At 46.1% G+C, this 16527-nt stretch carries 12 protein-coding genes; all 12 read left to right on the top strand.

What is annotated here, in order from left to right; translation table 11 throughout:
• The first annotated feature begins 2 nt into the window (after nt 1-2).
• The 12 genes from ACXACN_RS12135 (at nt 3) to ACXACN_RS12080 (ending at nt 16497) form a co-directional block, all read left to right on the top strand.
• Entirely contained in the window at nt 3-878 is an 876-nt protein-coding gene (locus ACXACN_RS12135) for a hypothetical protein (RefSeq protein WP_474964739.1), read from the top strand.
• 20 nt (nt 879-898) lie between these two features.
• Nucleotides 899-3280, top strand: coding sequence for a cell wall-binding repeat-containing protein (locus ACXACN_RS12130; protein WP_474964737.1), 2382 nt, complete (start codon nt 899-901; stop codon nt 3278-3280).
• A gap of 756 nt (nt 3281-4036) precedes the next feature.
• Nucleotides 4037-5563, top strand: coding sequence for a murein biosynthesis integral membrane protein MurJ (murJ, locus tag ACXACN_RS12125; RefSeq protein WP_474964736.1), 1527 nt, complete (start codon nt 4037-4039; stop codon nt 5561-5563).
• The gene (locus ACXACN_RS12120) at nt 5560-6456 is read left to right on the top strand and encodes a PIG-L deacetylase family protein (RefSeq protein WP_474964735.1); all 897 of its coding nucleotides are present in this window, start codon (nt 5560-5562) and stop codon (nt 6454-6456) included. The genes murJ and ACXACN_RS12120 overlap by 4 nt, the downstream gene beginning before the upstream one ends.
• A 17-nt stretch (nt 6457-6473) precedes the next feature.
• Complete coding sequence (locus ACXACN_RS12115; protein ID WP_474964733.1) at nt 6474-7916, top strand: O-antigen ligase family protein; 1443 nt, start codon at nt 6474-6476, stop codon at nt 7914-7916.
• Between the two features lie 11 nt (nt 7917-7927).
• Nucleotides 7928-9010 (top strand): glycosyltransferase, encoded by a 1083-nt coding sequence (locus ACXACN_RS12110; RefSeq protein ID WP_474964731.1) that lies wholly within the window; start codon nt 7928-7930, stop codon nt 9008-9010.
• A gap of 274 nt (nt 9011-9284) precedes the next feature.
• Nucleotides 9285-10742, top strand: a complete 1458-nt coding sequence (gene nhaC / locus ACXACN_RS12105; protein WP_474964730.1) for a Na+/H+ antiporter NhaC — start codon at nt 9285-9287, stop codon at nt 10740-10742.
• 18 nt (nt 10743-10760) lie between these two features.
• On the top strand, nt 10761-11921 hold the full coding sequence (gene iadA / locus ACXACN_RS12100; protein WP_474964728.1) for a beta-aspartyl-peptidase: 1161 nt from the start codon (nt 10761-10763) through the stop codon (nt 11919-11921).
• Nucleotides 11922-12012: 91 nt separating this feature from the next.
• On the top strand, nt 12013-14031 hold the full coding sequence (locus ACXACN_RS12095; RefSeq protein WP_474964727.1) for a sigma-54 interaction domain-containing protein: 2019 nt from the start codon (nt 12013-12015) through the stop codon (nt 14029-14031).
• Complete coding sequence (locus ACXACN_RS12090) at nt 14024-14203, top strand: hypothetical protein (protein ID WP_474964725.1); 180 nt, start codon at nt 14024-14026, stop codon at nt 14201-14203. Before ACXACN_RS12095 ends, ACXACN_RS12090 begins: the two co-directional genes overlap by 8 nt.
• Before the next feature lie 22 nt (nt 14204-14225).
• On the top strand, nt 14226-15836 hold the full coding sequence (locus tag ACXACN_RS12085; RefSeq protein ID WP_474964723.1) for an ATP-binding protein: 1611 nt from the start codon (nt 14226-14228) through the stop codon (nt 15834-15836).
• A complete protein-coding gene (locus ACXACN_RS12080) occupies nt 15826-16497 on the top strand; it encodes a response regulator (protein WP_474966867.1) in 672 nt (223 codons plus the stop codon). The genes ACXACN_RS12085 and ACXACN_RS12080 overlap by 11 nt, the downstream gene beginning before the upstream one ends.
• Nucleotides 16498-16527 lie beyond the last annotated feature (30 nt).

Below are 16527 nucleotides of genomic sequence, written 5' to 3'. Positions count from 1 at the left end.
CAATGAAGAAACTGTTAACCATCATGCTGTCCGTCACTTTTATTATGAGTGCCTGCGGAGCAGATGTAGATCCGGAAAGCTTGGAAAGTAGCGAGGCCGAACAAAATGCTTCCGAAACCCCTGAAGAGCCTGAGAATACAGAGACTACAGATCAACCTGAAAGCTCGGAAAACGAGGGGGAAGAAGAAAGCGAAAGTAAAGAACAGAACGATGATACAGCTTCAAATGAATCAGAGGAAGAAGCTGCAGAAGAGCAGACAGAAGAAGACACAACAGCCGAAGAATCTGGTGAAGAAGATACGGTCGTAGCTTCTGGTAATGACAGTTCTTCTGAAGAAGAGGAAGCGAAAGAAGAAAAGGCTTCTAACGTTGGGTTGAAAGCTTACATGCCAGAACAGCCAATGACGAAGACCTTCATGCAGAATGATGAGTTTGAAGCCGTATATGAAATCGTAGATATCCAGGGTGATCTTGTTCAACAAGTCATCACATTCGGAGATATGGTTACCCTTCAAGTCCTGCAGTGGACAGAAGGAACGGTATCAGTTGTCTATGAAGAGTTTAATCCTGAAGATACGAAAAGCATGCTTGATGGCTTCAAGCCGGTAGAAACGGTAGACGTTCTGATGGATGTGACTCAATCAAGCCAAAGCGATAGTTCCTTTAAGATCATTGATCAGCAACAGTCAACAAGTACACCAGCCCGTGATTTTGAGGACGTTTTAGTTGTACAGAAGATTGAAAAAGCAGATTCAACAGGAGCGGAAGTACGATCTACTTTCCACTATGCTCCTGACTATGGACTCGTCAAAGAGAAGGTCGTCAACAAAGGAGAAAATGGGTACACCATGAACTCTGAATTGATGGAAATCAAGTAAAACTGCAAAGGACGGTATGAATGTTAAGAAAACTAATTACTTCAACTTCAGTGCTATTAGCTACAAGTCTTTTGGTCCCCGCTGCGATTAATGCCGAGCAATCAGAGGCATGGGTCGTAGAGGATAGCAAGGCAACGATTCAGTTGAATGAAACGACGGAAGTCAATGTCACAAGGCATGAATTCGAGACAACGGTTGATATCGAACAAAACGGAAAAACGGTTGTAGAAGAAGTGGAATCATTGGCTGAAGTCACAGATGTGCATTTTGTCGGGGGAGAATCTCTCGTTGTGATTTATCGAGCGGAAGGCTCGGCAAGCAGCTTGTATTTTGACGTCTACCAAATCAACCCAGATGGAATAGAGAAAGTCTATGAGTCTCCGAATTATGATCGAGCGACGATGGACGTTCAAGGAGAGCAGTTGAAAATCTCCTATCCAGAATATAATGAGGGAGACATCAGCACAGAACCATCAGCGATGCTGGAGGATGTCTTCACGATTGGAAATGGTGAGGTAGCGAAACGAGAAGGGCAGGAGAAGATGACTGCTCAAAGTCAGGTCACTACCCAAAGCAGTACAGAAGTCGATGAAAAATATAAAAACCCGAGCTATGCGGAGATCAATCGCATGCTCACAGAAGAAGCTAAGGACTTTAATATCCCACCTGAAATTGTCAAAGCGATCGCTTTCCAGGAAAGTGGATGGCAGCAATATTGGGGATCAGAGCGGACACCTGTTGAACATTACGAAAACCAATGTACCCCAGAGAAGACCCGCGGAATGGCCTGGGACGGAACAAACCTGAAGCTTGGCTATGACTGTATCGGCATCGGTATCATGCAGGTGTCGGACTACCGATTCATCGATAATGATGAAGAACGTCAGGAAGAAATTACGAAATTGGCAACAGACATTCGTTACAATATCCGTGAAGGTTTGAAAATCCTTGAAACGAAGTGGAATTATGCGGAACATGAATTGATTCCAACCGTTAACAATGCGGATCGTGATGTGATCGAGAACTGGTACTTTGCCATTCTCGCGTATAACGGATTATCTCAAAGGAACGACCCAATCGCGAACGGATATATCGCGTATCAGGAGAAAATTTTCAACCGAATCAAGAGTTATGGACTACTAAATTTGACTCCATTCCCGACACACAAACTGAACCCATCATCAGATGGACTGCTTTCATTTGGTGTCGATAATGTAGAAACAACAGGACCTGTGCACACGTCCAAGCACTACTTCCGTACAGGGGAGAAGGTCTATGTAACCGCAGGAAGTTTGAATATGCGTCAATCTCCGAACGGTCAAGTCATTACCGGACTGTCCCAAGGGGATGCACTGACAGTCACAGATGTTCCAGTAGGTTCAGACAGCAATACCCAACACTGGATGTGGTACCCGGTTGAAACAGCGGGTGGCACGAAAGGATATGTAGCTTCAAGCTACCTGTCTAAACAAAAGCAGCCGAACTCTTACCGCCTCTCAGGGATCAATCGTTATGAAACGAGTGCAGCCCTGTCCAATTTCGGATGGCACTGGAACAACCCTGATGCAGCGGTCATCGGTCGAGGCGATCTGCCGATTGATTCATTAACAGGAAGCGTGCTTGCTTCTTATTACGATGCCCCGCTTCTTTTGACTCAGACAGACGAACTGCCTGAAACCGTGAACAAAGAATTGAAACGGATGGGCCCTTCCAAGATTTACTTGCTTGGAAGTGAGGCGGCGGTCTCTTCTTCTGTTGAAACACAATTGAAGGATGAATACGGCGCTGGAAATGTTGTTCGCCTTTCTGGTAAAACCCGGTTCGAAACAGCATACGAAGTCGCTGATGAACTGAGCAGCCAAGTAAATGTCGATGAAATTTTCATCACGACCTCCGATGAGACATCACCGGATGCATTGTCCATCGCATCTTATGCAGGACAAGAAAATACACCGATCCTTTTGACACTGCCTTATCGACTTGAAGACCACATCGTGGAGTTCATTCAAGAAAATGGCGTAGAAAAAGCGACGATCATCGGTGGATCAGGAGCGGTTCATAAGAAAGTCGAAGAACAGCTAAAGTCAGTCGTGAGTGAAGTAGAACGTGTATCTGGTAAAGACCGTTACAGCACAAGTGTCGAAATTGCCGAACGTTACTTTAACGATCGCAGAATCGAAGACGTGTTTTTCGCAAGAGGCCACGTACTTGTAGACGCGCTGGCAGCTTCACCACTTGCCGCTAACTATGAATCTCCAATCCTTTTGACAAAAACAGATCACGTACCATCAAGTGTTCGTAACTACATGAAAGGACTTCCAATCAGTCCGAAGCAATATTACCTAGGTGGAGATGCAGCCATTTCTGATCAAACAGCTAATGAGCTTCTACACATCCGCTAAACAGACAAAGAACGACCTTCCTCGAGAAGGTCGTTTTTTTGTATCAAAAATTATTATTTAAAGTTTGATTTCGAGATGCTTATGAGAGATTAGGGGCTGCGGGAAAAGATTCGCTTTCCATGGGGCGGGCGGTGAGCCTCCTCAGGCTAAGCCTTCCGGGGTCTCGCCTGTCCCACACGTCCCATAGGAGTCTCATCGTTTCCCTCCGCCCCTCTACCATATGAAGGACTCGAAATCTCCTTATATAATAGAAGCGAGTTCTGCTGCAAATCATATACTCAGACTTTCTCATCTAAAGAATTTTCAAGCGTTAGATCTCCTGTTATTTGTAGGTGGTTTCGAGAATTTTTTCATGGCAAGGGGCGAAGGGGGATGGGGAGACTCCTGCGGGAAGAGAGTGCTTGGTGAGACCCCACAGGACGGCAGTCCGAGGAGGCTCACCGCGCTCCCGCGGAAAGCGAGTCATCCCCCGGAGCCCCTAAAACCTCTCACAAACGTCTCGAAACACGGTCTTCCACCATAGGGAACTCATATCAAAGTACGGGGGGAGTAAAAGAATCATATATGGAAGGTTAAAAAAGAAGGAATAAGGGAAGGAGGAGTGGGTGCAAAGTTGTGGTGGAATTGTATGAACATGGAAAAGATATGACTGTACGATTACGATTCCATTAAGGTTATGGTAAAATCGAAAAGTATGGACTATAGTTATACATAGCATTCTACTCCAGTGGTTTTGCATTAAGAGAGGGTTAGAAATTGAAATCAAAATTAGGCTTAGCAAGCATACTATTTATCGGCGCGACCCTGATCCTGAAAGTGTCCGGACTACTCCGTGACATGGTCATCGCCTATTACTTCGGTGACAGTTATGTCGCCGATGCGTATTTGGCTGCCTTCATCATCCCGAACATGCTGATCTTGTTCATGCAGAATGGGATGAAGAACGCGCTCGTGCCAAGTTATATCGATGCCAAAGAAGAAAAACGTGGCAAATCCCATTTGGGACATGTGTTCAAGGGAACGGCTGGTTTGGCGTTGGTCTTTTCCATACTCGGAATGGTCCTCGCCCCGCTGATGATTCGTCTGTTTTATCCGGATTTCAGCGGACAAGCGACAGAAATTGCGACATGGGTGACGGTGATCTTCTTCGCTTGTATCGCTTTTGTCGGGATGAACTCCGTCCTAGAAGCTTTTTTCGATGCGGAAAACAGATTCGCTTTATCGATCGTCTCCCAGATTATCGTCATTTTAAGTTCCATTCTAGGAGCTTTTCTGTTTGCCAATCAAATCGGAGCGTATTCGCTTGCCTTTGGTTACCTGGCCGGAACGATTTTCTCATTGATCTTCAAATCTTTCATTGTCGTGCCGCAAAGGGCGCTGTCACTGAAACAAAAGATGGATTGGCCTGAAGTCAGAAAGTTCTACTGGGTCTTCCTTCCTGTCGGATTGACGGTAGCGGTCGGTCAGGTGAATTTGATGGTGGGATCTATTTTCGCCAGTTACCAGGGGGAAGGGGCCGTCACGTATATCAACTACGCAAAGAACCTTGTGCATATGCCTCAAGGGATTTTTGGCGTGACAATTGCGACCATCATTTTCCCTATGCTTTCCAAAGCGATTACGACGAACGATACAGGGCAGTTTAAGAAAGGGATTGAGAAAGGTCTCACCACGATGTACCTCGTTCTTCTGCCTGCGATCATCGGTATGATGCTGTTGATGCCGAATCTGATCGAGCTTTTTTATGAACGGGGAGCGTTCAACAATTCAGCGACAGCTGCGACATCACAAGTGGCCTACTTTTACTTCGGATCGGTGTTGTTCTTCAGTTTGAATAACATCATCAATAAAGGATTTTACACCATGAAAAAAGGCCACCTGATTTTGATCATCAGCCTGGGTTCGATCCTATTAAACATCGTGTTCAACTTTATTTTCGCTGAGTGGCTCGGATACTTAGGGATCCCGCTTGCTGCTTCTCTGATGGCTCTCTTCTATACAGGGGCCTGCCTGATCGTGTTCGTGAAACTTGTTGGTGGACTCAACTTCAAGTACATTACGATCGATTATGCCAAAATTACAGCGGCAGCACTCGTCATGAGTGGAGCGGTTCTTGGGCTGCAGCAGGGAATCGGCAACATGCCGAATCTTGTCCAGATTATCCTAGTAGCCATTGTAGGTGCAGCCGCTTTCGCAGCAACGGCTTTTGTATTAAAAGCGGACGCCTTTTTGTTCTTATTGAATCAAGTACGTAAACGCAAAAAGAAAGGAGGAGCCTCATGAATAAAAAAGAGCTTCTCATGAACGCTGTAAGACCCGTCAATGCTCCGGTCACGAACGTAATCCTTGGCAGGCATTACAATGGGGACATGGATGCAGTCAAGGGTGAGAAAGTAAACAACGTGCTCGTTCTCGCTCCTCATATGGACGATGAGACCATCGGGCCAGGAGGGACGCTTAGACAGCATGCGGACCAGGGGGCGAACGTGCACTGCCTGTTCATCACAGACGGGGGAAAAAGTGTATCTGACCAAAGTGTGGAAGAGTTGATGGAGCTGAGACGCAATGAAATCGACAAAGTTCAGGACATCCTTGGCCTAGCGAGCGTCACCTACATGAACCAGCCGGACGGACAAGTGAAGAGTACGAGAGAAAGCATCGAGCTGTTGAAAGAAAAAATCACCACCATTCAGCCGGATCTGATTTACTGCACGCCTTATATAGATGCCCATGTCGATCACACGGCGACAGCGAAACTGCTGAGCGATACGCTTCAGGAGATGGAAGACTTCCAAGGGAAGGTCCGTATGTATGAAATCAACTGTGCCTTCCCACCAAGTGCCATCAACGTACTCGTCGATACGTCGGCCCAACATGCGAAAAAAGTCGAAGCGACAGAGGTGTTCGACTCACAGGCAATCGCGTTCGATGGGTTTCTAAGGTTGAATGAATACAAGGGAAAGCTGGCTCAGCCAAACGTTCGAACCGCAGAAGGCTTCATCCAATGGGATCGCAGCGGTTTCATCAATCATTGTGAAACGTTGGAAAAAATGGAGTACAATTTCCCGCGCAGTTTCAAGCAGGTGAACCGGACGGATACGTTGTTATGGGCCATTTTCAAGAACTACGCCATGAAGAAAGATTTATATAGAAAAACATATTCCCAGTCAACATAGAAAAGAGGTGCACAACATTGCCGATTGATATCAAAAAACTTTATTTCGTCCCATTGACGCTCCTGCTCCTCCTCGGAGGTGCATACATGGATGTGACGATTCTCGATCTAGCGATTATGCTGGCTTTTGCCGCTTATGCGTTATTCAAGCCGAAGAATTCATTGATCATCTTATTCATGTATTTCCCCATCCGTCCTTATTTATTGGAATTCAACCCTACGTTGAAAGGGATCGGGGACATCATCATCTTCGCACTATTATTCCGGATTTTAATCATGTACCGGAAAGACTGGAAGAAGCTGTTCGACTTTTACTGGTTTGAATATGCCTTCTTCGCTTTTTGTGGAATCGGAGCGGTCTCCGCATTGATTACAGGTGTATCTCCTGTCGCAATCATTTTCCAAATACGTGGAATTCTTCTATTCTATCTCGTATTCTATATTGTCAGAAGGCTGCACATCACAAGGGAAGATATTCGCAAGTTCATCTTCACTACGTTGATCGTTGCTCTTATGATTAGTGTTCACGGGATTATTGAGAAGCTATCCTTGAGAAGTTGGCTGCTTCCCGAGAGTTGGGAGAACATGCCATTGTCTTCGAAAAATAGAATCCGTATCTACGGGATGATCGGGAACCCGAATGTACTATCCTACTATTTGAGTTTTGCGGTTGTTCTTGTGCTCTATTTCCGGGAAATCTTCACAGGTAAATGGCGCACTTTCCTTTATGTGAGTATTGCACTCATGTTCGGTGTGTGGTCGCTCACATATTCAAGAGGCACATGGATTGCTTTCGGTGTCGCTTTACTCGTCTACTTGGTCGTAACAAAGACATGGAATTTCATGAAGCCAATGCTGATCGCCCTGGTGGCAGGGATTGTCCTCGTGTCGGTTCCGGTAAGTGTCGGCACATCAATTGTCGAAAATACGAACTTCGGCCAGGAGAGCAAAGAGCGTCAGTCTCAATATGACGATAGTGAAGGAAGTTTCCGAGATCGTATGGGCTCGACGTTTGATAAAGAAACGCGCGAACAAAGCAGCCAGTCCGGGAGAATATGGATTGTAAACAAAGGCTTTGAAATTTTCCTTGATCATCCGATCATCGGAACCGGATTTGCGACGTTCGGAGACGGGGCGACGCTAAGCTTCGGGTCCCCGATCTACGATGAGTACAACATCGAGCGGGAATTTTATTCCGATAACCAATATATCCAAGTGATTACCCAGACAGGGATCGTGGGTGTCATTCTATTCGCGATCTTCCTATTGAATATGCTGTATTTGATTTGGAAACGCAGAAAAGAAACACTGCTTGCCCCGTTCTTATTGGCTGTTCTGATCGGAGCTTATGCTTCCGGAATGGTATATAACATTTGGGAAGGCGATTCCTTTACGATCTTCTACTTCGCCATGCTTGGCTATCTTCTGAATATGAGATCTGAGCATGAACACGACATGTAAGGGGGAGGAAGATGAGTAAACGCGTACTTGTCATCAGTAATATGTACCCGAGCAAGAGAACACCGACCTACGGGATTTTCGTGAAAAATCAGGTTGAGGCGCTAAGGCAGAAAGGCTTGCACATCGACACTGCTGTGAACAAAGACAACCGTTCTGGCAAGGGCAACCTCTTGAAGAAATATGCGGTATGGTTTTTAAAAATCTTGTCCTTGCTCCTTACTAGAGGAAAGAACTACGATGTCGTCCATGCACATTACATTTTCCCAAGCGGACTTCCGGCTCTCTTTTTCAAAAAAATGTTCGGAGCCAAGTTGATTGTCACTTCCCACGGGGGAGACTTGGATCAGATGGCGAAGAAGGGCGGATTGATCCGGAAAGCCACACAGAAAATTCTTCAGGAAGCGGATGCGGTCATTGTCGTCGGAGAAGCTTTGAAGTCTGAAGTAACAGGTGAATTCGGTATACCAGAAGAAAAAGTCTCGGTCATCAATATGGGCGTTGACCGTGAAGTGTTCCAGCCACGCGATGCCGACCGAGCGAAACAGGAGTTGCAGCTCTCTACGGCAAAGCAGCATATTCTTTTTGTTGGGAACCACATCAAGGCAAAAGGTCTTCAGGAACTCATCCAAGCGTTTCAGGATCTGAATGAAGGGAAGACAGAGCTTCACTTCATTGGAAGTGTGAAAGATGAAAGCTTCCTGCAAGAGCTGAAACAATCGGTTCTGCCTGAACACAAGGAAGCTGTTCATTTCCACGGCACCAAAGATCAAGCGCAGCTTGCCCTTTGGATGGCAGCGGCTGATGTTTTCGTCCTGCCTTCCCACATCGAAGGCTTCGGACTTGTCGCGCTTGAGGCGATGTCCTGCCATACGCCAGTCGTTGGCACAGATGTCGGTGGCTTGTCCTACTTGCTTCGTGATGACACGGGTGTCCTTGTACAGCCGAAAGACTCTGATTCATTAAAAGAAGGCATCCAACGTGTCCTTACAGAACCGGACTTACGAAAAGCCTTGATTGAAAAAGGGGAAGCGGCGGCAGAGGAGAATGATACGAAGGTTCTTCTCGATCGAATCGTAACCCTGTATGAAAAGTAAATTTGTAATGATATAGGAAACACCTTCACCATAGTGAAGGTGTTTTTTTTGTTCGAAGTTGGATCATAGATTACGCTGCCTTCTTGCTTCTGTTTTGATGGGATAGAAAGAGTGGTTATCCCGATAACATCCCATTTGATCCCGGTAAACCTATTCGACAAAACGTGATAAACTCTATATACTTCGAAAAATTCTGTTTTTTAATAGTTGGCATGAAACTTGCATGTATATAAGCAGGAATAACTTTTGAGAAAATTATTGAGGGGGAAAAGAGATGAAACAAAAACCGAGTTTCTTGTTAGCCATTACGCCAATCGTATCGATGCTGCTTCTTTTAGGGATCGGATATGGGGTATTCCATATGGAGGCCGAGCCGCTACTTATTATCGCGGCGATCATTGCAGCTCTCGTTGGTCTGAAAGTTGGCGTGAAATGGGAAGAAATGCAGCAGGGTATTGTCGAAACCACGGCAAAAGCGTTGCCGGCAATTTTGATTTTAATTACAGTTGGTATTTTAATCGGGACGTGGATGGTCTCAGGAACCATTCCTGTCATGATTTATTACGGAATGAAATTAATTAATCCTGAGTTCTTAGTCGTGACGGCATTCGTCGTTACCGCAGTTGTTTCTGTCTTTACAGGTACTTCCTGGGGTTCAGCAGGTACCATGGGTGTCGCGATTATGGGGATTGCCCTCGTACAGGACGTCTCTCTTCCGATGACAGCTGGGGCTGTTGTTGCTGGTGCATACTTTGGAGATAAGTTGTCTCCATTATCAGATACAACGAATCTAGCACCTGCGGCGGCTGGAAGCAAATTATATGAACATATCAAACATATGCTCTATACAACGATTCCGGCTGCTGTGGTCGGATTGGTCATTTACGTTTTCGCTGGCAGCGGAGCCGCTGGAGGTGGTGCTGGTGCTGATGAGAAACTAGCGATGATGACGGAGACATTGAATGCTTTATATGATTGGAACCTACTTTTGATTCTTCCAGTGATTATCGTTCTTGCTGGATCGATCATGAAGTTTCCGACCATTCCTGTTATGTTAGCTTCCGTAGTAACGGCCATTGTCATTGGTGTGACGATGCAGGGCGTAACGCTTGAGAGTGCTTTTGTAGCCAGTGTGAGCGGGTTTGATGTGACAATGATGGGTGGCGCATCATCTCTATCTACCATCTCCGAGGATGTTTCCGGGCTATTGAACCGTGGAGGAATGGAATCGATGATGGGCACGACGCTGATTGCCTTTTGTGCGTTTTCTTTCGCCGGGGTTCTAAGTAAGACAGGTTCTCTTGAAGTGGTCCTTGAAAAAGTGAATGAAGTTGCGAAATCAACAGGTAGTCTGATTCTATCCACGGTTCTCTCTTGTTTGACGATGGCGATTACGACAGGAAGCTCTTACTTGTCCATCCTGGTCCCAGGTGAGTTGTTCCAGAAGGTATACCAGGAACGCGGCCTTCATGCTAAGAACTTATCTCGTACTCTGGAAGATTCAGGAACAGTGGTTGTTCCAATCGTACCTTGGTCATTAGCCGGCGTTTATATGTCAACGACCCTAGGTGTTCCGGTTATGGAGTACTTACCTTGGGCGATTATGTGTTACGTTGGATTTATTTTCGCGATTATCTTTGGCTTCACAGGGTTCTCTATTGAACGTACGACACCGTCTGAACAACGTGTTGTAGAAGACAACCATGATCAACAACAATACAATGTAAAATAGATGCTGGAGGGACCTATCGTGCTTCGTTTATTGAAAAATGCTCAAGTCTATACACCACAATTCATCGGCCAGAAGGACATTCTTCTTGCCGGTGGCAAAATCGTAGAAATCAATGACTCGATCCAACTAACAGGCGTTGAGGTGGAGGTTCTCGATCGTTCAAACACGATCGTTATGCCAGGCATCGTCGATCGCCATGTGCACATAACCGGAGGTGGGGGTGAAGGAGGATTCGCCTCGAGTACACCTGAAGTTCAGTTAAGCCACGTGGTCGAGAGTGGAATCACCACCGTTGTAGGGCTGCTAGGTACGAACGACGTAGGGAGAACGCCGAAGAACCTGCTGGCAAAAGCAAAGGCTCTAAGGGAAGAAGGGTTGAATGCCTATATGCTCACAGGAGGATACGGTTATCCTTCGAATACAATTACCGGAGAAGTTCGGGAAGATCTTTTATTCATTGAAGAGGTTCTAGGATTGAAGCTCGCAATTGAAGATCATCGTTCTTCATATGTGACGACAGAAGAATTGAAACGACTCGCCTCTTATGTGCGCGTATCTTCCATGCTTGCTAAGAAGAAAGGCTTTATCCATCTACATATGGGAAGCGGCAATGGGCATTATGAACAGCTGTATCAGATTCTTGAGGAAACGGATTTGCCTATCAGTCTATTCAGCCCCACACACGTGAACAGGACAGCTGCTTTGCTTGAGGCTTCTGTAGAATTTGCCAAGCGGGGCGGCCTTGTAGATATCACGTCAAACGTTGGGATGAAAGGGGAAGGGAAGAGCCTGACCCCGGCTGAAAGTCTGCTCTATTTATTAGATCAGGGAGTCCGTATTGATCAAATTACCGTCAGTTCGGATGCGAATGGGAGTTTGCCAGTGTTTGATGAAGATGGACAGTTGACAGGGATGAAGGTAGCGGGTTTTGAACCTACGTTAGAAGCCCTTCGTAGTCTTATCAAGGAGGAGAGTATATCCATTGAAGACGCGATCAAGCCATTCACAACAAATCCGGCTCAAGGTCTTGGCCTGAATGAGCGCGGTCACATCACACAGGGAAGTTATGCGGATCTGTTGGTGTTAAATGAAGAGGATCTATCGATTTCTGATGTGCTGATCAACGGGACATCGTTCGTCCATAACGGAGAGACCGTTCGAAAAGGAATGTTTGAGTAATTATGAGCTCCCGGGCCTTGTTTAGGAAACTAGACAAAGCCCGGGAGCTCTTTCATACTAAAAGAAAAACACGTGAAGGAGCAGTCACCTTATGAGAACAATCAGCGTGGTTTCATTAGGGGAGAATACATTACATAGTGTCGTTGGGCAGTTGCGCCGATATTTAGGAGAAGAAGTGGACGTCCGTGGTTTTTCACTAGAGAAGGGGTTCGACCAATCCTTTGACGATGAAGTTGTGGTATTGACCGGAGGTACGGTCTACCGGCTTGTTTATGAGAAGGTTCAAACGGCAAAGAAAGTCATCATCGCTAGAAGAGCGCTTCGTTACGAGTTTATCGAGCCGCTTTTATCGATTAAAGAGAACGAACACGTCCTGCTTGTGAACGATACAGAAGAGAGTTGCACGGAAGCGATTGATCAACTGAAAAGACATGGATTTGATTCATTCACGTATCATCCCTATTTTCCCGGGGTGAAAGACTACACCCCCTGCCCTGTCGCCATTACTCCAGGTGAGTCCCACCTCATTCCCAAGCGGGTTCAGGAAGTGATTGATATTGGCACGAGACAGATGGATATCACGACAATCACCGAGGTGCTGGTGGAGCTCGGGATGCTCGAGACGTCGGGTTCACTTGCTTCAGCTGAATATGTAAAAGATATTATGAATGTGACGAAACACCTATCGACGCTCAACCAGCGCTTGGATTATTCGAATTTCCTTACAACGACCATCCTCGATAAATTTCCAAAAGCACTTTTATTCTGCGATGACGCAGGAACGATTACTTATTTTAATGAGAAAATGACGCACATCTTTCATGAACGCGAGATGGAGAAGTATGGGATCCAAGAGTTATTCGGGGAGGACTTCGTTTTATCAGAAGCCTATTCAGAAAGAGATCATATTGTAGATGTGCGCGGCATGACGTTGATTACATCTGTTGAAAAGATTGAGGACCCTGAAGAAGTGGTCACCTATTTATTAGAGGTTGAAAACTATGACACGTTCCAACAGGTGGATCGTAAGCTGCGAAAGAAATTACAATCTCATGCCTACACGGCAAAGTATACCTTCGAGCACCTCCATACACGAAACCCTGTGATGAAAGATATGATAGGACTGGCGAAAAAAATGGCACGGAGAGAATCAACCATTCTTATTCAAGGAGAAAGCGGAACAGGTAAAGAAATCCTGGCTCAATCGATCCATAATGAATCGGCGCGTTCGAAACGCCCTTTTGTTGCGGTGAACCTGGCTGCCTTGTCTTCTTCGATTTTAGAAAGTGAATTGTTTGGGTATGAGAGCGGAGCATTCACAGGCGCACATAAAAGGGGAAGGAAAGGTTTGTTTGAAGAGGCGCACACGGGGACGATTTTTATGGATGAGATTGGAGACGCACCGCTTGAATTGCAGGTGAAATTATTGCGGGTCCTTCAGGAAGGGGCTGTCCGTAAAGTCGGCGGAACAGAACAGATCCCCATTGATATCCGGATCATTGCCGCCACGAACAAAGACCTCGAAAAACGAGTGCAGGAGGGGAAATTCCGAAGAGATCTCTATTATCGTCTCAACATTCTGCCGGTTGAAACCCTTCCTCTTAGAGAGCGGCGGGAAGACATTCCCCCTCTTGTTCAATACTATTTGAATCATTTTGCGGAAGAAGAAGTGTACGGCTTGAGTCAGTACTTGGACGAAGAGGCGATTTCGTTTCTTGAAAATCACCCTTGGCCGGGGAATGTGCGCGAGTTAATGAACGTGGTGGAATATATCGTGAACATGCGCTCTGTCAGTGGAAAGCTAACCTATGACGAGTTACCTACGTATCTAAAGAGAGAAGGGGCATCCCCTCAGAAGAAATCTGAGAATCCTCTACTATTATCGGAAGAAGAGGAAGTCCTTCTTGTGGTTTACCGGAAATTTGGCATCGGAAGGAGAAAGGTTGTCGAGGAACTGAGGCACAAGGGCATCCTTATCGGCGAAGGGAAAGTGAAATCTATTATCCATTCTTTGAAAGATAAAGGATGGGTCGAGGTGAACAAAGGCGTACGAGGCTGTACGATTACAGAAGCAGGGCGGGCTTATGTGAAAGAGAATGTGAGTGTTTAAAAGTAGAGATGGTAAGGTCTTCCCTTCCGGTGGCATCGGAAGGGATATTTTTGTGGGGTTCAAAGTCGGGCATAGGGAAGGGTTGAAGCAGGTGGATTTGTTCCTAAAAGGGATTTATAAAATTCAGAAAACATCCATCCTAAGCATCTCCTCTTATGTTACGATGAAATAAGATAACGTTTTCATAGGTGGAGATGTCATTGAAGGTTTCCCTGCGCACGAAAATCATGGTCCTCATTTTATCCTTACTCATTTTAGTTATCGGGCTGTTGGCCGGTGTTTTTGCCTATATGGAAAAAAGAGATGTAGAAGATCAAATGGGCCAACTCGCCCTCCAGGTCGCAAGTACTGTCTCTTTTATGCCTTCCATCAAAGAGGCGTTTGACTCAGAAAATCCTTCCGAAGTCATTCAGCCGATTGCTTTGAGTGTGCAGGAGGAATCAGGAGCCGAGTTTGTTGTCGTCGGCAACAAGGAGAGTATCCGCTATGCGCATCCCGACGAGTGGAAAATCGGCAGGCGTATGGTGGGTGGAGACAATGAACGGGCGCTGAAAAACGGGGAGTACTACATATCGAAAGCGGAAGGGACGCTCGGGCCATCGTTACGAGGGAAAGCTCCCATCATTGGTGAGAACGGAGAGATTATCGGCATCGTCTCTGTCGGGTTTTTGCTGGAGGATGTCCGTTCGATTGTGTGGGATAAGCTCGAGAACGTATTTGGTGTCGCGGTTCTTGTGTTGATCGTCGGTGCTGTCGGTAGTCTCTTACTGGCTAAGAGTATAAGAAAAGATACGCTGGGTTTAGAACCTTATGAAATTACTTCTTTTTATCAAACGCGTGAAGCGATTCTTTCTTCAATCAAAGAAGGAATCATATCCATCGATGCGGATGGACGGGTGACGATGATCAACCAGTCGGCGATCGATCTGTTGAACCTGTCTGAGGGAGCCGAGGGGCGTTTAATTACAGAGGTTTTTCCGAATACACAAATGCTCAAGGTGCTGGAGACGGGGGAAGCGATCAGGGATGAAGAGATCATCCTGCTTGATAAGGTCGTCATCGTCAACCGCACCCCGATTATACACGATGGCAAGGTAGCGGGAGTCGTTTCCAGTTTTCGTGATAAAACGGAAGTGCGGAATATGGTCCAGGCGCTGTCAGAAGTGAAACGCCACTCGGAGGGCCTTCGTTCACAAACCCATGAGCACGCGAACAAAATGTACGTGCTGCTCGGGCTTTTACAGTTAGGAAAACAGGAAGAGGCCATGGGAATGATTGAAGAAGAATTCCAAACATCTCAAAAACATCAGTCGTTAATCTTCGATCGGATCCAGGATGAAACTGTCCAGGCAATCCTGACTGGAAAAATGAGTGCGGCTTCTGAACAGAAAGTGGACTTCATCATCCAGGAAGATTCAGAATTGCAGCAGGTTCCACGACATATCACAAGGACTGAACTTGTTACGATGCTGGGGAACATTATCGACAATGCTTTTGAAGCAGTGAGTGGTCAAAAGGAGAAGCGTGTAGAGTTCTTTGTCACGGATGTAGGAAATGACATCGTTTTTGAAGTATCCGATAACGGACCTGGCATTCTGGATGAGGTTTATGCTTCCTTGTTTGTCAGAGGTTTTTCTACCAAAAAAGGAGAGCTTCGAGGTTATGGTCTCCATAACGTAAGAGAGATTGTTGAGCGTCTATCTGGAACGATGGAAGTGGATCACAGCGAAGACGGTGGTGCTGTGTTCTCAATCTTTTTGCCAAAAATCATAGGAGGTGGACAGGGTGAAGGTAATGATCAGTGAAGATGACTTTCGAGTAGCGGAACTCCATGCACAATTTTTGCGTGTGGTAGATGGAGTAAACGTTGTGGGGAAGGCGCTGAACGCTGAAGAGACTCTAGTGATGCTTGATGAACAACAGCCGGATTTGCTATTGCTGGATGTCTACATGCCTGATCAGCTCGGCGTTGACCTCCTGCATCACATCCGTTCGATCGCACCAAAGACGGATGTGATCATGATTACGGCTGCAAAGGAAAAGCATGTGGTGGATAAAGCGCTGAAGTATGGCGTGTTCGACTACATCATCAAGCCAATTACGATGGAGCGCTTCAAGGAAACGATTGAAAATTACCAGGAACGAAAAGAACGGATGGATCAAATCGACACATTCGATCAGGCAGCTGTCGACCAGTTAATTAAGTCTTCTAATCAGGAAGCGGCCGCCACTGCTTCTCTATCCGTTCCAAAAGGCATCGATCCATTGACACTGGAGAAAGTGGAAAAGATGCTTTCTGATGCTGAAGTACAAGGACTGACCGCAGAACAGGCGAGCGCTCAGATGGGAGCATCCAAAACGACAGCGCGCAGATACTTGGAGTATTTGATCAGCATAGGGAAAGGCAAAGCCGAGATGAACTACGGAAAAGTCGGAAGACCGCAAAGGAAGTACTATACGAATTGAACCAAGGAGAAACTCGTCATAAGGACGAGT

The organism is Halobacillus sp. AWM4_238 (assembly GCF_056158265.1).
Note: the sequence above shows the minus strand (reverse complement) of the source record. Positions and strands in the feature narration are given on the sequence as shown.